General features: G+C 61.9%; 15 protein-coding genes. 11 read left to right on the top strand and 4 right to left on the bottom strand.

The window, feature by feature from the left end:
- Positions 1 to 712 (top strand): hypothetical protein (locus CQ041_RS24780; RefSeq protein WP_105649060.1); only part of this gene is annotated, 712 nt, incomplete at its 5' end.
- 92 nt (positions 713 to 804) lie between these two features.
- Here CQ041_RS24780 and CQ041_RS24775 read toward each other — a convergent pair.
- Positions 805 to 3699 carry a ribonucleoside-diphosphate reductase subunit alpha gene (locus tag CQ041_RS24775; RefSeq protein ID WP_105525061.1) on the bottom strand — a complete coding sequence of 965 codons (2895 nt, stop codon included), beginning with the start codon at positions 3697 to 3699 and terminating at the stop codon, positions 805 to 807.
- 654 nt (positions 3700 to 4353) lie between these two features.
- Between CQ041_RS24775 and CQ041_RS24770 the strand changes: the two genes are divergently transcribed.
- Positions 4354 to 5076, top strand: coding sequence for a response regulator (locus tag CQ041_RS24770; RefSeq protein ID WP_105525060.1), 723 nt, complete (start codon positions 4354 to 4356; stop codon positions 5074 to 5076).
- A complete protein-coding gene (locus CQ041_RS24765; protein ID WP_105525059.1) occupies positions 5073 to 6683 on the top strand; it encodes an ATP-binding protein in 1611 nt (536 codons plus the stop codon). The genes CQ041_RS24770 and CQ041_RS24765 overlap by 4 nt, the downstream gene beginning before the upstream one ends.
- 40 nt (positions 6684 to 6723) lie before the next feature.
- Here the strand turns inward: CQ041_RS24765 and CQ041_RS24760 are convergent, their stop codons facing one another.
- Positions 6724 to 7440 carry a 4'-phosphopantetheinyl transferase gene (locus CQ041_RS24760; RefSeq protein ID WP_105525058.1) on the bottom strand — a complete coding sequence of 239 codons (717 nt, stop codon included), beginning with the start codon at positions 7438 to 7440 and terminating at the stop codon, positions 6724 to 6726.
- 137 nt (positions 7441 to 7577) lie between these two features.
- Here CQ041_RS24760 and CQ041_RS24755 point away from each other — a divergent pair, with 137 nt between their 5' ends.
- Together CQ041_RS24755 and CQ041_RS24750 are read left to right on the top strand one after the other, a co-directional pair.
- Entirely contained in the window at positions 7578 to 8255 is a 678-nt protein-coding gene (locus CQ041_RS24755) for a response regulator (protein WP_105525057.1), read from the top strand.
- A complete protein-coding gene (locus CQ041_RS24750) occupies positions 8252 to 9598 on the top strand; it encodes an ATP-binding protein (protein ID WP_105525056.1) in 1347 nt (448 codons plus the stop codon). Before CQ041_RS24755 ends, CQ041_RS24750 begins: the two co-directional genes overlap by 4 nt.
- A gap of 67 nt (positions 9599 to 9665) precedes the next feature.
- On the opposite strand, the gene CQ041_RS24745 is transcribed toward CQ041_RS24750, so the two are convergent.
- A complete protein-coding gene (locus tag CQ041_RS24745) occupies positions 9666 to 10664 on the bottom strand; it encodes an AraC family transcriptional regulator (RefSeq protein WP_105525055.1) in 999 nt (332 codons plus the stop codon).
- Positions 10665 to 11003: 339 nt separating this feature from the next.
- Between CQ041_RS24745 and CQ041_RS24740 the strand changes: the two genes are divergently transcribed.
- The 3 genes from CQ041_RS24740 to CQ041_RS24730 all read left to right on the top strand — a co-directional run bounded on the left by CQ041_RS24740 (position 11004) and on the right by CQ041_RS24730 (position 14048).
- Complete coding sequence (locus CQ041_RS24740; protein WP_105525054.1) at positions 11004 to 12335, top strand: dicarboxylate/amino acid:cation symporter; 1332 nt, start codon at positions 11004 to 11006, stop codon at positions 12333 to 12335.
- A gap of 139 nt (positions 12336 to 12474) precedes the next feature.
- A complete protein-coding gene (locus CQ041_RS24735) occupies positions 12475 to 13461 on the top strand; it encodes an XdhC family protein (RefSeq protein ID WP_105525053.1) in 987 nt (328 codons plus the stop codon).
- Entirely contained in the window at positions 13458 to 14048 is a 591-nt protein-coding gene (locus CQ041_RS24730; protein WP_105525052.1) for an NTP transferase domain-containing protein, read from the top strand. Before CQ041_RS24735 ends, CQ041_RS24730 begins: the two co-directional genes overlap by 4 nt.
- A gap of 65 nt (positions 14049 to 14113) precedes the next feature.
- Here the strand turns inward: CQ041_RS24730 and rne are convergent, their stop codons facing one another.
- Positions 14114 to 17284 (bottom strand): ribonuclease E, encoded by a 3171-nt coding sequence (rne, locus tag CQ041_RS24725; RefSeq protein WP_205899725.1) that lies wholly within the window; start codon positions 17282 to 17284, stop codon positions 14114 to 14116.
- Positions 17285 to 18052: 768 nt separating this feature from the next.
- Between rne and rluC the strand changes: the two genes are divergently transcribed.
- From rluC to CQ041_RS24705, 3 genes are read left to right on the top strand one after another with little or no spacing between them, the layout of a single operon-like run.
- On the top strand, positions 18053 to 19012 hold the full coding sequence (rluC, locus tag CQ041_RS24715; RefSeq protein WP_105525049.1) for a 23S rRNA pseudouridine(955/2504/2580) synthase RluC: 960 nt from the start codon (positions 18053 to 18055) through the stop codon (positions 19010 to 19012).
- Entirely contained in the window at positions 18999 to 19661 is a 663-nt protein-coding gene (locus CQ041_RS24710; protein WP_105525048.1) for an HAD-IA family hydrolase, read from the top strand. The genes rluC and CQ041_RS24710 overlap by 14 nt, the downstream gene beginning before the upstream one ends.
- 21 nt (positions 19662 to 19682) lie before the next feature.
- Positions 19683 to 20666, top strand: a complete 984-nt coding sequence (locus tag CQ041_RS24705) for a S49 family peptidase (protein WP_105525047.1) — start codon at positions 19683 to 19685, stop codon at positions 20664 to 20666.
- The last annotated feature ends 34 nt before the right edge of the window (positions 20667 to 20700 follow it).

Raw genomic sequence — 20700 nt, 5'->3', positions numbered from 1 at the left:
TGGCGGAGGAGGTGGCGGTGTCAACCGTAGTGACTTTGGCGGTTCGGAACCCATGTCCAACGTGCCGCCCAGCAAGGGGGCTGGCTTTCATGACTTCAGGACCGACACAGGCAAGCCCGGGGAAAAACCCAGTACGGAGTTCGGTGCCGGCAATATCTGGAGCGGTTTCAGGCAGGGTTTCAACGGAAGCTGCGTGACCGTTTCGGCCATCAAGGCGGCGATGATGAAGTACGGCAAGAACCCCCAGGACATCTTTGACAAGGTGACCGATACGGGTCAGGGCTACGACGTCACGATGAAGGATGGGTTCAAGCTGCAGTTGTCCAAGAATGAGCTTAAGCAGGCGGCAGCCTATGCAGGTTTCGAAGGCGATGATCCGCAGATGCTGACCAACGCTAACTTCATGTACGCGGCGAGTGCCAAGCGTGCCCAGATGGAAGGCAATGGTCTGGATGACAATCCCAACGATTCAAAACGCAGTTTCGCCCATGCGATGCAAAGCCTGAATAACGGTGAAATGCCCCACGAGGCGCTGGACCGCCTCGGGTTGAAAGGCCGTTACCGTCAATCGTCAAGCGATGAGCTGGCTAACGGTCAACTAGGGGTGGTGGCCTACAACCAACACTCAATGGCCGTCATTGGTGGGCGGGTCGAGTTGTGGGGGCAGCGTGGCGGTCGCCCTGAACAAGGCATTGCCTACGCATTGGTCTGAATGCTGCGCATAAAAAAACCCGTTAAACCCTAAGCAGTCGGGGTTTAACGGGTTTTTCAATTCCGGGCATTCAGGCCCGGGACCGGCTCAGCTTATTGGCAAGCTTCGCAATCCGGCTCGTCAATCGCGCAGGCTTTTGGCACAGGTGCCGGGCCGGCTGGCGCTGCGAGGACCGAATCATCACCGTGGTTGCCGCTGGAAACGGCGTTCAGCTTACCGGTGTTGATGGTCGACTTCTCGGTGCTGGTCGCGGCCAGGGCACGGAGGTAGTAAGTGGTTTTCAGGCCACGGTACCACGCCATGCGGTAGGTCACGTCCAGCTTCTTGCCCGAGGCGCCGGCGATGTACAGGTTCAGGGACTGGGCCTGGTCGATCCACTTCTGACGACGGCTGGCGGCGTCAACGATCCACTTGGTGTCCACTTCGAAGGCGGTCGCATAGAGCTCTTTGAGCTCCTGCGGGATGCGTTCGATCTGCTGCACGGAACCGTCGTAGTACTTCAGGTCGTTGATCATGACCGAGTCCCACAGGCCGCGGGCCTTGAGGTCGCGAACCAGGTACGGGTTGATCACGGTGAATTCGCCCGACAGGTTCGATTTCACATACAGGTTCTGGTAGGTCGGTTCGATCGACTGCGACACGCCAGTGATGTTGGCGATGGTGGCGGTCGGTGCGATGGCCATGATGTTGGAGTTACGAATACCTTTCTGCACACGGGCACGTACCGGCGCCCAGTCCAGGGACTCGTTCAGGTCAACGTCGATGTACTTCTGGCCACGGGCTTCGATCAGGATCTGTTGCGAGTCCAGCGGCAGGATGCCCTTGGACCACAGCGAACCCTGGAACGTCTCGTAGGCGCCGCGCTCGTCGGCCAGGTCGCAGGAAGCCTGGATCGCGTAGTAGCTGACCGCTTCCATGGACTTGTCGGCGAACTCGACCGCAGCGTCCGAACCGTAAGGAATGTGCTGCAGGTACAGCGCGTCCTGGAAGCCCATGATGCCCAGGCCGACCGGACGGTGCTTGAAGTTGGAGTTCTGCGCCTGTGGCACCGAGTAGTAGTTGATGTCGATCACGTTATCGAGCATGCGGACTGCGGTGTTGACAGTGCGCTCCAGCTTGGCGGTGTCCAGCTTGCCGTTGACGATATGGTTCGGCAGGTTGATCGAGCCCAGGTTGCAAACGGCGATCTCATCCTTGTTGGTGTTCAAGGTGATCTCGGTGCACAGGTTCGAGCTGTGGACCACGCCCACGTGCTGCTGCGGGCTACGCAGGTTGCACGGGTCCTTGAAGGTCAGCCATGGGTGGCCGGTTTCGAACAGCATGGACAGCATCTTGCGCCACAGGTCTTTGGCCTGGATGGTCTTGAACAGCTTGATCTTGCCAGGGTACTGGGACAGGGCTTCGTAGTACTCGTAGCGCTCTTCGAAGGCCTTGCCGGTCAGGTCGTGCAGGTCCGGCACTTCGGAGGGCGAGAACAGGGTCCACTGGCCATCGTCGAAGACACGCTTCATGAACAGGTCAGGGATCCAGTTGGCGGTGTTCATGTCGTGGGTACGACGACGGTCATCACCGGTGTTCTTGCGCAGCTCGATGAACTCTTCGATGTCCATGTGCCAGGTTTCCAGGTAGGCACAGACAGCGCCTTTGCGCTTGCCACCCTGGTTAACGGCTACAGCGGTGTCGTTCACGACTTTCAGGAACGGCACGACGCCCTGGGACTTGCCGTTGGTGCCCTTGATGTACGAACCCAGTGCACGCACCGGGGTCCAGTCGTTGCCCAGGCCGCCAGCGAATTTGGACAGCATGGCGTTGTCGTGGATCGCGTGGTAGATGCCCGACAGGTCATCCGGCACGGTGGTCAGGTAGCAGCTGGACAGCTGTGGACGCAGGGTGCCGGCGTTGAACAGGGTCGGGGTCGACGACATGTAGTCGAAGGACGACAGCAGGTTGTAGAACTCGATGGCACGGTCTTCTTTCTGCTTCTCTTCGATCGCCAGGCCCATGGCCACGCGCATGAAGAACACTTGCGGCAGTTCGAAGCGGATACCGTCCTTGTGGATGAAGTAACGGTCGTACAGGGTTTGCAGGCCCAGGTAGGTGAACTGCTGGTCACGCTCGTGGTTGATCGCCTTGCCGAGTTTTTCCAGGTCGAAGGTGGCCAGGACCGGGTTGAGCAATTCGAATTCGATACCCTTGGCGATGTAGGCCGGCAGGGCCTTGGCGTACAGGTCAGCCATCTCGTGGTGGGTGGCGCTGTCGGCAACGTTCAGGAAGCCCAGGCCTTCGGCGCGCAGGGTGTCCATCAGCAGGCGCGCGGTCACGAACGAGTAGTTCGGCTCGCGTTCAACCAAGGTACGGGCAGTCATCACCAAGGCGGTGTTGACGTCGGTCAGGGCCACGCCGTCGTACAGGTTCTTCAGGGTTTCGCGCTGGATCAGGTCACCATCGACTTCTTCCAGGCCTTCGCAGGCCTCGGTGATGATGGTGTTCAGGCGGCCCAGGTCCAGCGGCGCGAAGCTGCCGTCGGCCAGGGTGATGCGGATCGACGGGTGCGCTTGCACGGCGGCTTCTTCCGCCGGGGAGCGTACGGCACGTTCCTTGGAGCGGGCGTCACGGTAGATCACGTAGTCGCGGGCCACTTTCTGCTCGCCGGCACGCATCAGGGCCAGTTCGACCTGGTCCTGGATTTCTTCGATATGGATGGTGCCGCCCGAAGGCATGCGACGCTTGAAGGTCGCGGTGACCTGTTCGGTCAGGCGGGCAACGGTGTCGTGGATACGCGACGAGGCGGCAGCGGTGCCGCCTTCAACTGCAAGAAACGCTTTGGTGATGGCGACGGTGATCTTGTCATCGGTGTAAGCAACGACAGTGCCGTTACGCTTGATCACGCGCAGTTGGCCAGGTGCAGTGGCGGACAGATCCTGGTTCGAATCAGCGGCCTGCGGCACGGAGCCCTGCGGGTTCTCGCGAGTTGTGTCGGTTTGCATGGGGGGTTGTCTCCACGTTCTATATTTGATTGCGAGTGCCAGGCTCTTCCTGCAACACCCGTACCGTTTTCCATATCGGGATGGAGAAACAGCTGCCATCCGCGTGAGCGGTTTGGTCTACTGAAAATCGGTTGGTTCCCTACTGCGCTAGCAATAAAACCCTTGAAATTCGAGCCACTTGTGTGGTTGGGCGATTTGCTCGAAAACCCTACATATAGGGTCTGCTCTGTCGCCGAGGTACAAGATAATGCGTTTGCGAGGGGTTGGCAACGCAGTAACCTGTGGATAACGCTGTGGGTAAAATGTGTATGAAAGGTGGAACCTGCGTGTAGGCCGCATTACTGCTGCGTTACGCCGTTTGTCATGAAATATTTCCGGCTTAAAACAGCTGAGCCATTTTCGAAGGGCGCGAACCCTATCACAAAAAAACACGATTACCGAATGGATTTCCCGGCTTGTGCCAGGGGGCTGAGGCATGGCTACAATCGGCGATTATTCCTACGCTATTTTGTCTGCGTCATATGACAATTGCTGTGGGCGCGAGCTCGCTCGCGAAGGCCGTCAACGATAACGCTGGCAGCCTGACTTAACGCGGCGTCCTCGCGTTTTTCGCGGGCCAGCCCGCTTCTACAATAATGAGAACAGAGGCAGCGCATGGAGCAAGAAACCTGGCACATATTGATCGTCGAAGACGACGAGCGATTGGCCGAGTTGACCCGTGATTACCTGGAGAGCAACGGCCTGCGCGTGGCGGTGGAGGGCGATGGCGCCCTGGCGGCGGCGCGCATCATTGCCGAGCAGCCCGACCTGGTGATCCTCGACCTCATGCTCCCCGGCGAAGACGGCCTGAGCATCTGTCGCAAGGTGCGCGAGCACTATGATGGCGTGATCCTGATGCTCACCGCGCGCACCGACGACATGGACCAGGTGCTTGGCCTGGACATGGGCGCCGACGACTATGTCTGCAAGCCCGTGCGCCCGCGCCTGTTGCTCGCGCGCATCCAGGCGCTGCTGCGGCGCAGCGAACCGGCGGAACCGGCCCAGGTGGAAAGCCGCCGCCTGCAATTTGGCCCGTTGGTGGTCGACAATGCCCTGCGCGAAGCCTGGTTGCAGAACGCAGCGATCGAACTGACCAGCGCCGAGTTCGACCTTTTATGGCTGCTGGTGGCCAATGCCGGGCGCATCCTGTCCCGCGAAGAAATCTTCATCGCCTTGCGCGGCATCGGCTACGACGGCCAGGATCGCTCCATTGACGTGCGCATCTCGCGTATCCGCCCCAAGATAGGTGACGATCCCATTCACCCGCGCCTGATCAAGACCATCCGCAGCAAAGGCTACCTGTTCGTCCCCGAAGCCGCCGCCGATATGCCGTTGTGAACTCGATATTCCTGCGCATCTACGGCGGCATGTGCGCGGCGCTGATCCTCGTGGCGCTGCTCGGCGTGCTGGCCTTGCATTTGCTCAATGATGCGCGCAGCGAGCAGTACCGCGAACGCCTGGCTCACGGCACCTTTGCCTTGATGGGGGACAACCTCAAGCCCATGAGCCGCATCGAACGCCAGCGCGCGCTGGCGATCTGGGGGCGGTTGCTGGGTATTCCGCTGGAATTGCGGCCGCTGGCCGACGCCCGCCTGGACCTCGGCCAGCGCAACCGCCTGCAACGCGGCCAAGTGCTGGTACAGCAGACCGGGCCGCACGCGGCTCGGGTCATTCGGCTGGTCAGCGATCAGGAGCAGCTCGTGCTGGAGGGCGAGGTACAGCAGATCAGTGAGCAACTGGCCCGCGCGACGATCTACCTGCTGGCCGACGAGCTGGTGCGTTACCCGGTGGCCGAACAGCCGCAACGCCTGGCGGACATAAAGGACGCCAAGGGCTTCGGGTTCGACATGCACCTGATGACGCTGGATCAGGCTGACATGGATGATGATCAGCGTCGCCGCGTCTCGGAGGGTGACACCGTGATGGCCCTGGGCAAGGGCGGCGATTCGATCCGTGTATTTGCCGGGATGGTCGGCACGCCGTGGGTGCTGGAGATCGGCCCGCTGTTTCAAATGAACCCTTATCCCGTGCAGTGGCTGGTACTCATCGCCTTGATCGGCCTGACCCTCATCGGCCTGATTGTGTACCTGCTGGTGCGCCAGCTTGAGCGGCGCCTCAAAGGCCTGGAAGCTGCCGCTACGCGAGTCGCCAAGGGCAACCTGGAAGTCCGCGTGCCGGCCCGGGGCGCTGACTCGGTGGGGCGGCTGGCGGCGGCGTTCAACGGCATGGCCGAGCATTTGCAGCAGTTGCTGGCGATTCAGCGCGAACTGGTGCGCGCGGTCTCCCACGAACTGCGCACGCCGGTGGCGCGCCTGCGCTTTGGCCTGGAGATGATCGGCGACGCCGCGACCCCCGAAGCCCGGCGTAAATACCTGGACGGCATGGACCACGACATCCAGGACCTCGACGGCCTGGTGGATGAAATGCTCACCTATGCGCGGTTGGAGCAGGGCTCGCCGGCCTTGAATTTCCAGCGTGTCGACCTCGACGCGCTGCTGGATCAGGTGATCGGCGAATTATCGCCATTGCGCCCGCAGGTCAAGGTGGCGCGGGGGATCTGCCTGTCGTCGGCGCACTGGGACGATGCCTGGGTCGACGCCGAGCCGCGCTACCTGCACCGCGCCCTGCAAAACCTGGTGAGCAACGCGATGCGCCATGCCCAGGGCCAGGTGTTGATCAGTTATCAGGTGGGCCAGGTGCGTTGCCGCATCGACGTGGAAGATGACGGCCCCGGCGTGCCGGAAAGCGCCTGGGAGCGGATCTTCACGCCGTTCCTGCGCCTCGACGACAGCCGCACCCGTGCATCGGGCGGGCATGGGCTGGGGTTGTCGATTGTACGGCGAATCATCCATTGGCATGGCGGGCGGGCACTGATCGGCAAGAGCAACAACCTGGGGGGCGCGTGCTTCAGCCTGAGTTGGCCTCGGGATCAAGAGAAACCCTGATATGCCTGGATTTTGCTGGGTGAACCCGATCCACGGCGGGTCAGGCGCCGATGGCCACCAGGCTCAACAACTGCCGATCCTCCACCACAAACTGCCCTGGCAGTTCTTTGCCATGACACCACTCGCTGGACAGATCCGTCAGCAACCGCAGTTTTACAGCCCCGGCGTCCGTCCACTCCAGCACCTCGGCGTGCTCAAAATAGAAGCGCTTGAGTACCAGCGGATAGAGCGCCTTGAACAGGCTTTCTTTCACCGAAAACGTCAGCGTCACCAGTTGGGCGATGTGCTCACGTGGCAATAACTGCATGCGTTGCAGTTCATCGGGTGTGAGGATCTCCCCGGCCAGGCGCTCCGCGCGTTCCAGGCTGAGCAGGTTCTCCAGGTCCATGCCCAGCCCGCGCCATTGCGCCTTGAGCCCGACAATCGCCGCCGCGTGCCCGGTGCTGTGGGTGATGGACCCGCTGATATGCCCGGGCCACACCGGTGCGCGGTCCTCGCCGATGGCCGGGATGCAGTCCAGTTGATCCAGCTGTTGCAGCGCCGCACGCGCGCACACACGGCCGGCCAGGAATTCGGCCTGGCGCTTGGCGACCGAGCGTTGGATGCTGGCCGGGGGCGGCACAGCGCTGTGCTGGAAGTCGTCGGCTGTCAGCAGGGCCGGATCGAAACGCGTACTGAAAAACACCGTGCCGGGCAGGGGGGCGGGCAGCGGCCAGTGGGCGTCGAGTGGGGTGCAGCAAGCAGGTAGGCGTGTCATGACGGTATTTTGCCCAGTTGCCCGGCCGGAGGATAGTGCACAGCGTTCAGCACAAGTTCAGGGGTGTTTGCTTACGCTGAGTGTCAGGGCCGCTATGATATCCCTCTGTCGGACCCTGATTTGCCTTGGAGACCCTTATGAAATTGCTGGTGGTGGAAGATGAGGCGCTGTTGCGTCATCACCTGTTTACCCGCCTGACCGACAGCGGCCATGTGGTCGAGGCCGTGGCCAACGCCGAGGAAGCCTTGTACCAGACCGGCCAGTTCAATCACGACCTGGCGATCATCGACCTGGGCCTGCCCGGCATGGGCGGCCTGGACCTGATCCGCCAACTGCGCACCCAGGCCAAGACCTTCCCGATCCTGATCCTCACCGCCCGCGGCAACTGGCAGGACAAGGTCGAGGGCCTGGCCGCCGGCGCGGACGACTACGTGGTCAAGCCGTTCCAGTTCGAGGAACTGGAGGCGCGCATGAACGCTTTGCTGCGCCGCTCCAGCGGGTTCACTCAGTCGACCATCGTCGCCGGGCCCTTGCTGCTCGACCTCAATCGCAAGCAAGCGTCCCTCGACGAACAACCCCTGGCGCTGACCGCCTACGAATACCGCATCCTTGAATACCTGATGCGCCATCACCAGCAGGTGATTGCCAAGGATCGCTTGATGGAACAGCTGTATCCCGATGATGACGAGCGCGACCCGAACGTCATCGAAGTGCTGGTCGGCCGCTTGCGCCGCAAACTCGAAGGCCCGGCCGGTTTCAAGCCGATCGATACCGTGCGTGGCCTGGGCTACCTGTTCAATGAGCGCTGCCGTTGATTCGTTCGCTGCGCGTGCGCCTGATGCTGGCGGCCGCCACCTTGGCCGTGCTGTTCATGCTCGGCTTGTTGCCGGCCATGCAGGGCGCCTTCAGCCTGGCGTTGCAGGACTCCATCGAGCAGCGCCTGGCGTCGGACGTCACGACCTTGATCTCCGCCGCCCGCGTCGAGAACAACCGCCTTCAGATGCCGGCGCAGTTGCCCGATGAGCGTTTCAACCTGACGGACAGCCGCTTGCTCGGCTACATCTATGACCGCGAAGGGCACCTGGTGTGGCGCTCGCGGGCGACCAAGGAAGAGAAGATCAATTACAAGCCGCGCTACGACGGGCGTGGCAATGAGTTCGCACGGATTCGCGAGGCGAACGGCCAGGAGTTCTTCGTCTATGACGTGGAGGTCAAGCTGCTGAGCGGCAAAAGCGCCGCGTTCAGTATCGTCGCGCTGCAACCGGTGCGCGAATACCAAGTGACCCTCGAAGGCCTGCGTGAAAACCTTTACCTGGGCTTCGGCGCGGCCTTGCTGGTGCTGCTCACGCTGCTGTGGCTGGGCCTGACCTGGGGGCTGCAAGCCCTGCGACGCCTGAGCCAGGAGCTTGACCAGATCGAGGGTGGCACCCGCGAAAGCCTCAGCGAGCAACACCCTCGCGAACTGCTGCGCCTGACCGGCTCCCTCAACCGTTTGCTGCACAGCGAGCGCGAGCAACGTGCGCGCTATCGCGACTCCCTCGACGATCTGGCCCACAGCCTGAAAACTCCGCTGGCGGTGTTGCAAGGCGTCAGCGAAGACCTGGCCCAGCGCCCTGAAAACCGCGAGCAGGCCTGGGTGCTGCAATCCCAGATCGAGCGCATGAGCCAGCAGATCGGCTACCAGTTACAGCGCGCCAGCCTGCGCAAGAGCGGCCTGGTCCGCCATCAGGTGCGACTGGAACCGGTGTTGCAAAGCCTGTGCGACACGCTGGACAAGGTCTACCGCGACAAGCACGTCAAGGTGGCCTTCGACTTGCCTGAAGCCTGCGACCTGCCGATCGAAAAGGGCGCTCTGCTTGAGTTGCTCGGCAACCTGCTGGAAAACGCCTACCGCCTGTGCCTGAGCGAAGTGCGCATCAGCCTGGTGGAAAACCTCGAGGGCATCGAGTTGTGCATCGAGGATGACGGGCCGGGTGTACCACCTGACCAGCGCGCGCGGATTTTGCAGCGCGGCGAGCGGCTGGATCGCCAGCATCCGGGGCAGGGTATCGGGCTGGCGGTGGTCAAAGACATCATCGAGAGCTACGGCGCGCGGCTGACCCTCGGGGATTCGCCGTTGGGCGGGGCTGCGTTCAAGATTCATTTTCCGGCGGTTTGATCATCGCTGGCTGTGCTGGCCTCATCGTGGGCACGCCCGCGAAGAGGCCGGTCCAGGCAACAGCCCGCTAGCTCTCTTGCGCGCGATAAGCCCCCGGCGTCAGCCCCGTCCACTTCTTGAATGCCCGATGAAACGCCGACGGTTCCGAGAACCCGAGTTGCTCGGCAATCGCCTGCAGCGACAAATCCGCTCGCCCCAAATGGTAGATGGCGATGTCCCGCCGCAGCTCATCCTTGAGGGCCTGGAAGCTGGTGCCTTCCTCACGCAAGTGCCGGCGCAGGGTCTGTGGGCTGATGTGCAAATGCTGGGCGACGGCGTCCAGGTCCGGCCAGGGCGTGCGGTCGCGGCTCAATAGGCGTCTGAGCTGGCTGCTCAGGCTGTCGCCCTCATCGGGACGCGACAGCAGGTCGGCGGGTGAGCGTTCGAGAAAATGCTTGAGGGTGCGCTCATCCTGCAACAACGGCAGGCTCAGGTAGCGCGTGGGAAATACCAGGCTGGTGTTCGGCGCGCCGAATTGCTGGGCGCAGGGAAACAGCAGGTCATATTCGCTGGCATGGGGCGGCTGGGTGTAGCTGAACGTGACCTGGTGCAGCCGAATACGCTGGCCGATCAGCCAGCTGCCGAGGCGATGCCAGATCACCAGCAGGCACTCACTGAGGAAGTGATCCGGGTCCCACAGGTGGGCGTCGTCCAGGCTCAAGCGGGCCATTTCGCCTTCCCTCGTCAACTGCCAACGCGGGCCTTGTGGGAACAGGCTATAAAATAAAAAGCCGCGTTCCAGAGCCTTCTCCAAGGTGCGGCAATGGATCAGCGCGTGGCACATCATGGCGAAGGTCCCGCGTTTGCTGGGCGCTTGGGCAAAGCCCAGGTACTCGTCGTCCAGCGCCAGCCAGAGCAACTGCAGCAACCGGGTAAATTGTTCTGGAGCGATGCGCGCGCGGGGCTCGCTCAGCAGCTCGGGGGTAATCCCCACCTGTTGCAGCAGCGCCGAAAAATCATGACCGGCCCGGCGCGCACCGCCAAGGGCGGCTCGGGCGTAGTGACTGGCGATGGTACGTTCACGCATGCGAAAGCCTCATCCATGGAAGGGCGGATGGTAGTCACCGGGTCATGACCGAACAAGGCGGATATCCGCCAAATTGTAGGACGGGATTGGGCAAGGGGGCGGAAAACCGCCACCTGGTTCGGCGCGTTGGAGGGCGCCTCCAAACCTGCAACCCCGGTGTCAGAAGGGCTTGGGGGGTTTTCAGCAAAGTGGCACGGCGTTTGCGATAAGGATTACAGCGCAGGCCTGAACCTACAGGTCTCGCAAACAACAAATCCCTCCAGTGCAGGAGGGTTCGCAATTGAAGTGTCGTGGGCAATGGCGGATCTTTGCCACACGGGACGATTGAGGAATTTTGCAATGACGACTCGTCAGCCATTCTACAAAACCCTGTATTTCCAGGTAATCGTCGCAATCGTTATCGGTATCCTGCTGGGGCACTTCTACCCGCAGACCGGTGTGGCCCTCAAGCCACTGGGTGACGGGTTCATCAAACTGATCAAAATGGTCATCGCCCCCATCATCTTCTGCACTGTTGTCAGCGGCATCGCTGGCATGCAAAGCATGAAGTCGGTGGGCAAGACCGGTGGCTACGCGTTGTTGTACTTCGAAATCGTTTCGACCATCGCGCTGCTGATCGGCCTGATCGTGGTCAACGTCGTGCAACCGGGCAACGGCATGCACATCGACGTCGCTACCCTGGACGCCTCCAAAGTCGCGGCCTACGTGACTGCCGGTAAAGATCAGAGCATCGTCGGCTTTATCCTCAACGTCATCCCGAACACCATCGTCGGCGCCTTCGCCAACGGCGACATCCTGCAAGTGCTGATGTTCTCGGTGATCTTCGGTTTCGCCCTGCACCGCCTGGGTGCCTACGGCAAGCCGGTACTGGACTTCATCGATCGCTTCGCCCACGTGATGTTCAACATCATCAACATGATCATGAAGCTCGCGCCAATCGGTGCCCTGGGCGCCATGGCGTTCACCATCGGTGCCTACGGCGTTGGCTCGCTGGTGCAACTGGGCCAGCTGATGATCTGCTTCTACATCACGTGCCTGCTGTTCGTGCTGGTGGTGCTGGGCGGTATCTGCCGCGCTCACGGTTTCAGCGTGCTGAAGCTGGTTCGCTACATCCGTGAAGAGCTGCTGATCGTACTGGGTACTTCCTCCTCCGAGTCCGCACTGCCACGCATGCTGATCAAGATGGAGCGTCTGGGTGCGAAGAAATCCGTAGTAGGCCTGGTGATCCCGACCGGCTACTCCTTCAACCTCGACGGTACCTCGATCTACCTGACCATGGCTGCCGTGTTCATCGCCCAGGCGACTGACACCCACATGGACATCACCCACCAGATCACCCTGCTGCTGGTGCTGCTGCTGTCCTCCAAAGGCGCTGCAGGCGTGACCGGTTCGGGCTTCATCGTACTGGCTGCAACCCTGTCGGCCGTAGGCCACCTGCCGGTTGCCGGCCTGGCGCTGATCCTGGGTATCGACCGCTTCATGTCCGAAGCCCGCGCACTGACCAACCTGGTGGGTAACGCCGTTGCCACCATCGTCGTGGCCAAGTGGGTCAAGGAACTGGACACCGACAAGCTGCAAAGCGAGCTGGCGTCCGGCGGTACCGGTATCTCGGAAACCCGCGAAATCGACGACCTGGGCGTGGCCGAAGGCCCTGCACCTGTCGTCAAGTAAGTCGCTGATGGCGTGACCTGACGCCACGGCAACCCACAAACGCCCCGACTGGTTCGGGGCGTTTGCGTTTCTGGCACATTACTTTGGCGGCTTTTGTTTTACAGTAAGTGAATCGGTTGTAACGCTTGCAGGAGGTTTTGTGGACAGTGTGGATTTGAATGTCCTGCGCAGCGTGCTCGAATGGCGCCGCGCCGGGCAGCGAGTGGTGTTGTACAGCGTCGTGCAGACCTGGGGCAGCGCACCGCGGCCACCGGGCGCGATGCTCGCGTTGCGTGGCGACGGCGTGGTGATTGGTTCGGTGTCTGGCGGCTGCATCGAGGATGACTTGATCGCGCGCCTGCACGACGGCCGGTTGCCGGCTGACGGGCCGCCGGTGCAGTTGGTGACCTACGGCGTCACCCGCGATGAAGCGGCGCGCTTCGGCCTGCCCTGCGGCGGCACGTTGCGCCTGACCGAGGAACGCGTGGACGAATGGGAATGGGTGGCGCAGTTGCTGGCGCGCTGTGAAGACCATCAGATTGTCGCCCGCGAGCTGGACCTGGCAACCGGCGCGGTGACCTTGAGTGCCGCGAGCAAGACCGACAGCGTCACGTTCGACGGTGAGCGCCTGCGGGCCATCTACGGCCCACGCTGGCGTTTGCTGTTGATCGGGGCAGGGCAGTTGTCGCGCTACGTGGCCGAGATGGCGCGGTTGCTGGATTTCGAAGTGTTGATCTGTGATCCCCGCGAAGAGTTTGTCTACGGCTGGGAGGCCCAGCACGGTCGTTTTGTACCGGGCATGCCCGATGAAGCGGTGTTGAACATCCAGACCGATGAGCGCACGGCCATTGTTTGCCTCACCCATGACCCGCGTCTGGATGATATGGCGTTGCTGACGGCGCTGAATTCCCCGGCGTTCTACATTGGCGCCCTGGGTTCCCGGGTCAACAGCCAGAAGCGCCGTGAAAACCTCGTGGCGCTGGGGCTGTCGACGGAAGCGATTGCACGCCTGCACGGGCCGATCGGCTTGCACATCGGCAGCCACACGCCCGCTGAAATCGCGCTGTCGTTGATGGCGGAAATTGTCGCGATCAAGAACGGCGTGGCGCCGATGCAGAAGAAACCGTTGCCGGTGGTCGCTGAGTGACCGTCACTGCGATTGTGCTGGCGGCGGGGCAGGGCAGTCGCTTCCGGGCCGAAGCCGGGGCCGACCAGGATAAGTTGTGGGTGGACTGCGTTGGCCTGGACGGTGTGGTGCGGCCGGTTATCGAGCAGGTGCTCGTGAACCTGCCTGAGTGTGTCGTGAAGCGCTGGGTGGTGACCTCCCCTGATCGCACGGACGTTGTCCGGTTGGCCGAAGCCTATGGCTGCGAAGTCCTGCTGCTGCGCTCAACCGGTATGGGCGAGAGTATTGCGGCGGCGGTTGCGGCCAGTGGTCCGGCGGATGGCTGGCTGGTGGTGCTGGGGGATATGCCGTTTATTCGGCCGTCGAGCATCGAGCGGGTAATTGATGGGCTGGGGCAGGGCAGCATCAGTGTGCCAGTGCAGGAGGGGCGCTATGGGCATCCTGTGGCGTTTGGCCAGGCATTTGGGCCGGGGCTGATGGCCTTGACCGGTGATCGTGGCGCCAAGCCGCTGTTTGCTCAGGCGACCGTGCACGAAGTGTTGGTCAAGGACCCTGGTGTGCTTTGGGATGTCGATCTGCCGCACTCGCTGAATTTTGCTCACATCTGACTGTGAGAGCCCATAAAAAAGCCCCGCCTGAGTGATCAGGCGGGGCTTTTCAGTTGCAGCTGGAATCAGACCAGAGGATTGCTCTCTTGCTCTGCTTTCAGTGCTGCGGCAGCTTCAGCTTCCTTGCGACGGCGACGCACTTCACGTGGGTCGTTCGGCGCACGGCCGTTTTCGGTCAGGGCGCTGGCCGGGGCGGCTTCAACCACGGGGGCTGCCACTTCGGCAACCACCGGTGCTTCAACCACTGGCGCAGGCTCGTCGACTGGAGCGGGCTCAACCACAGGGGCTGGTTCGGCGACAATCACTTCGGCAATCGGTGCTGGCGCTTCTTCTGCCGCCGGGGCAGGCGCTTCAACCGGAGCAGTTGGCTCGGCATGCCACTGGAAGGCGGTCTGTTCTTCACGAACTTCACGAACTTCACGAACTTCACGCACTTCTGGGGCGGCTTCGACAACAGGCGCTTCAACCACGGCTTCAGTCACTGGCTCAGGCTCAACCGCCGGAGCGGACTCAATCGCGGCCACTTCAACTTCAGGCTGGGCATCTTGAACCGGTGCCACTTCCACTTCCGGAACAACGGGTGCTTCCACCGGGGTGGTCGCTTCGACAACCGGTGCTTCAACCACTGGGGTTTCAGCAACCGGTGCTTCGACGACTGGCGTTTCAGCAACAGGCGCTTCAACCGCTGGGGTCTCGGCAGCCGGTGCTTCTACTGCGACATGTTCCTCGACAGCAGCAGTGGCGCGCTCAGCCTGCTCGTGAGCCTGGGCTTCAGCCGGTGCGCTGATCGCCGAGCTTGCAACGGCAGCGGTAACGGCCAGGCCGGCAGCCAGGTCGGCGCCGGTCGGCTCGCTGCTGGCAGCTTCTGCGTTTTCGCCGGTCTCTTCCGAGCCTTCGATCACATTGCCGTTGGCGTCACGCTGACGCTCACGACGGTTGCTGCGACGACGCTGGCCACGGGAGCGGCGGCGTGGACGATCGCCTTCGGCGCCTTCCTGACCGTCTTCCTGCAGTTGCTCTTCACCGGTCAGCACTTCTTCTTCACTGGCGGCAGCGGCTTGCTCGGCACGTGGTTGACGTTCTTCACGCGGTGCGCGCGGTTGACGCTCTTCACGTGGGGCACGTTCTTCACGCGGCTGGCGGGCCGGGCGCTCTTCAGCGACCACGGCAGCACCGGCGACGGCAGGGACGGCGTCCAGCGGTTCGCGCAGTTCACGCACACGCTCTTCGCGCTCGCCACGTGGCTTGCGGTCTTCACGCGGTGCGCGGGGTGTACGTGGTGCGCGTTCTTCACGCGGTGCACGTTCTTCGCGGGCTACGGCCGGGGCGTCTTCACGGGCTTCGCGAGGCTGGCGCTCTTCACGTGGCGCGCGGTCTTCACGCGGTGCACGTTCTTCGCGCGGCTTGCGCTCTTCGTCGCGGCGACCATTACGGTTGCGGCTCTGTTGACGACCGTTGCGACGCTCTTCGTTGCGCGCTGGACGCTCGGTGGCGGGTTTTTCGACCACGACCGGAGCGGCTGGCTCTTCCTTGGTGGCGAACAGGCTCACCAGCGACTTCACCAGGCCCTTGAACAGGCTTGGCTCAGGCAGGGCGGCCGGCGCAGCAACCGGGGCAGCGGCTTCAACCGGCACCGGTGCGTTGGCACGGGCTGGCGCGGTTTTCACGGCGGCTTCCTGGCGTACCAGGGTGCGGGTCGCAGCGGCTGGCTGGACTTCTTCCACTTCGGCAGCGGCAGCAGCGATTTCGTAGCTGGACTGGCCGCTGTGGGCTTCCGGGCTGTCATCACGCAGGCGTTGCACTTCGAAGTGCGGCGTCTCGAGGTGATCGTTCGGCAGGATGACGATACGAGCACGGGTGCGCAGTTCGATCTTGGTGATCGAGTTGCGTTTTTCGTTGAGCAGGAACGCGGCCACCGGGATCGGCACTTGTGCGCGGACTTCGGCGGTGCGGTCTTTCAGGGCTTCTTCTTCGATCAGGCGCAGGATCGCCAGGGACAGCGATTCAACGTCACGGATGATGCCGGTGCCGTTGCAACGCGGGCAGACGATACCGCTGCTCTCGCCCAGGGATGGACGCAGGCGCTGACGGGACATTTCCAGCAGGCCGAAGCGGGAGATGCGGCCGACTTGTACGCGGGCACGGTCAGCTTCCAGGCATTCGCGGACTTTTTCTTCCACGGCGCGCTGGTTCTTGGCAGGGGTCATGTCGATGAAGTCGATCACGATCAGGCCGCCGATATCACGCAGGCGCAGTTGGCGGGCGATTTCTTCAGCCGCTTCCAGGTTGGTCTGCAGGGCGGTTTCTTCGATGTCGCTGCCTTTGGTCGCACGCGCCGAGTTGATGTCGATGGACACCAGGGCTTCGGTCGGGTCGATCACGATGGAGCCACCGGAAGGCAGTTCGACGACGCGCTGGAAGGCGGTCTCGATCTGGCTTTCGATCTGGAAACGGTTGAACAGCGGCACGCTGTCTTCGTACAGCTTGATCTTGCTGGCGTACTGCGGCATCACCTGGCGGATGAAGGTCAGGGCTTCGTCCTGGGCTTCAACGCTGTCGATCAGCACTTCGCCGATGTCCTGGCGCAGGTAATCGCGGATGGCGCGGATGATCACGTTGCTTTCCTGGTAGATCAGGAATGGCGCGGAACGGTCCAGGGACGCTTCTTTGATGGCGGTCCACAGTTGCAGCAGGTAGTCGAGGTCCCACTGCATTTCTTCGCTGCTGCGGCCCAGGCCGGCAGTGCGAACGATCAGGCCCATGTCGGCCGGTGCGATGAGGCCGTTCAGCGCTTCGCGCAGTTCGTTGCGCTCTTCGCCTTCGATGCGACGGGAGATACCGCCGGCACGTGGGTTGTTTGGCATCAGGACCAGGTAACGGCCAGCCAGGCTGATGAAGGTGGTGAGGGCTGCGCCCTTGTTGCCACGCTCTTCTTTCTCGACCTGGACGATGACTTCCTGGCCTTCGCTCAGGACGTCCTTGATGTTCACGCGGCCTTCAGGGGCTTTCTTGAAGTATTCGCGGGAGATTTCTTTGAGGGGCAGAAAGCCGTGGCGCTCGGAGCCGAAATCGACAAAGGCAGCCTCAAGGCTTGGTTCGATGCGAGTAATACGGCCTTTATAGATGTTGGCCTTCTTTTGCTCGCGTGCACCGGATTCGATGTCCAGGTCGTAGAGGCGCTGGCCATCTACCAGTGCAACACGCAACTCTTCGGGTTGAGTTGCGTTAATCAGCATTCTTTTCATGTTGTACCGTCGGTTTCCGGGCTGCCGGAAACGGCGTTCGGCACACACGACTTCTCACGGTCGGTGTCAGGTGCGTCAAGAGTGGTTGGCCACTCCAGTGTCCAGCAAACACCGGCCAATTGGGCCGGTATCGCGACGGACGCGTCCTGCTTGTTAGCGGTGGTGACAAAGGCACCACTTCAACAAAAGCTAAGGTCAGGAGGAGGAATCAACCGGCGACTGTGGACGAGATGAAGCGTCTAAATATAAGCCTAGTGCTACACGGTCCGACGGTTGTGCATCTCCACCCTACACGTATCCCTGATAATTCGGGTGCTGCCGCGCGCAGAATCCGCAGCGGGTTGGCATTTACCGTGTTCTCCAATGGGGAGTCCACGCTCATGGCTAAACAAGACTGGGCGAGGGCGACTGCGCTCTCGCTCAGCTCTTAACAGGCGTTGTTTCCGAAGTATTCGCCGTGGTCTGGTCCAAGACTGACTGCACTTTGTGAACTGGCCGTAAATATCGGCGCAAAACGCGAGTATTCACTCTGCTTTCTGCACTCGCTTCAGGCCTCATGTCACCTGCGCTTGTTACAATCTTGAGCCTTCCAGGGTGGCGAAAGCCCCGTAGGACGGCCTCGCGTCCTGATGAATTGCGATGGTCAGGGCCGGCTGTATGCCGCATGTCCTCTGGCCAGGCCGCTTTTGGCGGCGTTCGCGACTATAGCAGCAATGATTAAGTGCTTCAATTCCATAAAAAATTGTTATCATCGCCGCCATGACGACTACCGCCCCCCAGACCCCCAGCGTCCAGCTGCTCGAGGTCTCGCCGGAATATGCCGGCCAACGCATCGACAATTTTCTCCTGGCCAGGCTCAAAGGCGTGCCCAAGACCTTGATTTACCGCATCTTGCGTAAAGGTGAAGTGCGGGTGAACAAAGGCCGGATCAAGCCCGAGTACAAGCTGCAGGCGGGCGATATCGTCCGTGTGCCACCGGTGCGCGTGCCTGAACGTGACGAACCCGTGCCGCTGGCGCAGGGCCTGTTGCAGCGCCTGGAGGCCTCGATTGTCTTCGAAGACAACAAGCTGATCGTGATCAACAAGCCCTGCGGCATTGCGGTGCACGGTGGCAGCGGCCTCAACTTCGGCGTGATCGAAGCCTTTCGCCAGTTGCGTCCGGACGCCAAGGAGTTGGAACTGGTCCACCGCCTGGACCGCGACACGTCCGGCCTGCTGATGATTGCCAAGAAGCGCAGCATGTTGCGCCACCTGCATACCGCCCTGCGTGGCGATGGCGTGGACAAACGCTACATGGCGCTGGTGCGTGGCAACTGGGCCAGCTCCATCAAGAGCGTCCGCGCGCCGTTGCAGAAGAGCAACCTGCGCTCTGGCGAACGCATGGTAGAAGTGGACGAGGAGGGCAAAGAGGCCCTGACGTTGTTCAAGGTGCTGCGCCGCTTCGGCGACTTCGCCACCCTGGTCGAGGCCAAGCCTGTCACCGGCCGGACCCACCAGATTCGCGTGCACACCCTGCATGCGGGCCATTGCATTGCCGGCGACACCAAGTACGGCGACGAGGGTTTCTCCAAGGAGATCCGCGACCTGGGCGGCAAGCGCCTGTTCCTGCACGCCTACATGCTGACCGTGCCGTTGCCCGATGGTGGCGAGCTGAAGCTGCAGGCGCCGGTCGATGACATGTGGGCCAAGACCGTGGAGCGTTTGAGTGTCGCACCTTGATTACAAACTGCTGATCTTCGATTGGGACGGTACGCTGGCCAACTCCATTGGCCGTATTGTCGAGTCGATGCATGCAGCGTCGACCCGCTCGGGTTATGCGCTGTGCACTGATCACGCGGTCAAGGGCATCATTGGCCTGGGCCTGCCCGAGGCGATCCGCACGTTGTATCCCGAAATCAGCGACACGGAACTGGCTGCGTTTCGTGACCACTATGCCGATCACTACATTGCGCTGGAGGCCACGCCTTCGCCGCTGTTTGAAGGCGTGGTGCAGTCGCTGGACGCGTTTCGCGCCGAGGGTTATCACCTGGCGGTTGCTACCGGCAAGGCTCGTCGCGGGCTGGATCGGGTGCTCAAGGCTCATGGCTGGGAAAATTATTTCGATATCACCCGCGCCGCCGATGAAACTGCCAGCAAGCCCCATCCTCTGATGCTTGAGCAGATCATGGCTCATTGCGGTGTATCGCCGCGTCAGGCACTGATGGTAGGCGATGCCTCCTTCGACCTGATGATGGCGCGCAATGCAGGCATGGACAGCGTGGCGGTCAGTTATGGCGCCCAGTCTGCCGAGGCCTTGCAGCAATACGAGCCACGGCTGACGATCGATCATTTTTCCGAATTGCAGGCCTGGCTCAGCCGGGCTCGATAAGTCTTTGCTGGGGTAGATGGCATGAGTGACGAGTGGAAAGCGCCTGAAAAGGCTGACAGCAGTGACGACAAGAGCTGGAAACTGCTGGAGAAAACCCTCCTGGCCAGCGTCCAGGAACAGCGCCGCGCACGGCGTTGGGGGATATTCTTCAAGCTGCTGACGTTCGTCTGGCTTATCGGCATGCTGGCGCTGTTCAGCCCGCTGATGGACATGGAAAAAAGCGCCACCCGGGGTGCCCATTACACCGCATTGATCGAAGTGCGTGGGGTGATTGCCGACAAGGAGCCCGCCAGCGCCGACAATATTGTCAGCAGCCTGCGCGCCGCGTTTGAAGACCCCAAGGTCAAGGGCGTGGTCCTGCGCATCAACAGCCCTGGCGGCAGTCCGGTGCAGTCGGGTTATGTGTATGACGAGATTCGCCGTCTGCGCGGCCTGCATCCGGACATCAAGCTGTATGCAGTGATTTCCGACCTGGGGGCCTCCGGCGCCTACTACATCGCCAGCGCCGCCGACCAGATCTACGCCGACAAGGCCAGCCTGGTGGGTTCCATAGGTGTGACGGCGGCCGGTTACGGCTTTGTCGGCACCATGGAGAAGCTGGGGGTGGAGCGTCGCACGTACACGTCGGGCGAGCACAAATCCTTCCTGGACCCGTTCCAGCCACAAAAGGCGGATGAAACCGCGTTCTGGCAGGGCGTGCTCGACACCACTCATCGCCAGTTCATCGCCAGCGTGAAGCAGGGCCGTGGGGATCGCTTGAAGGACAAAGAGCATCCGGAGCTGTTCTCCGGGTTGGTGTGGTCGGGCGAGCAGGCATTGCCGCTGGGCTTGATCGACGGCCTGGGCAGCGCCAGTCTGGTGGCGCGGGACGTGATCGGCGAGAAAGAGCTGGTGGATTTCACCGTCGAGGAGTCGCCGTTTGATCGGTTCTCCAAGAAGCTCGGCGCCAGCGTGGCCGAGAAGCTGGCGTTGTACATGGGCTTCCAAGGCCCGACGCTGCGCTGAGATCCTGAGGCTGGGATAGCTCAAATTGTGGGAG

The organism is Pseudomonas sp. MYb60 (genome assembly GCF_002979555.1).
Taxonomy (GTDB): Bacteria; Pseudomonadota; Gammaproteobacteria; order Pseudomonadales; family Pseudomonadaceae; genus Aquipseudomonas.
This window is presented reverse-complemented; position numbering and strand designations above follow the sequence as displayed.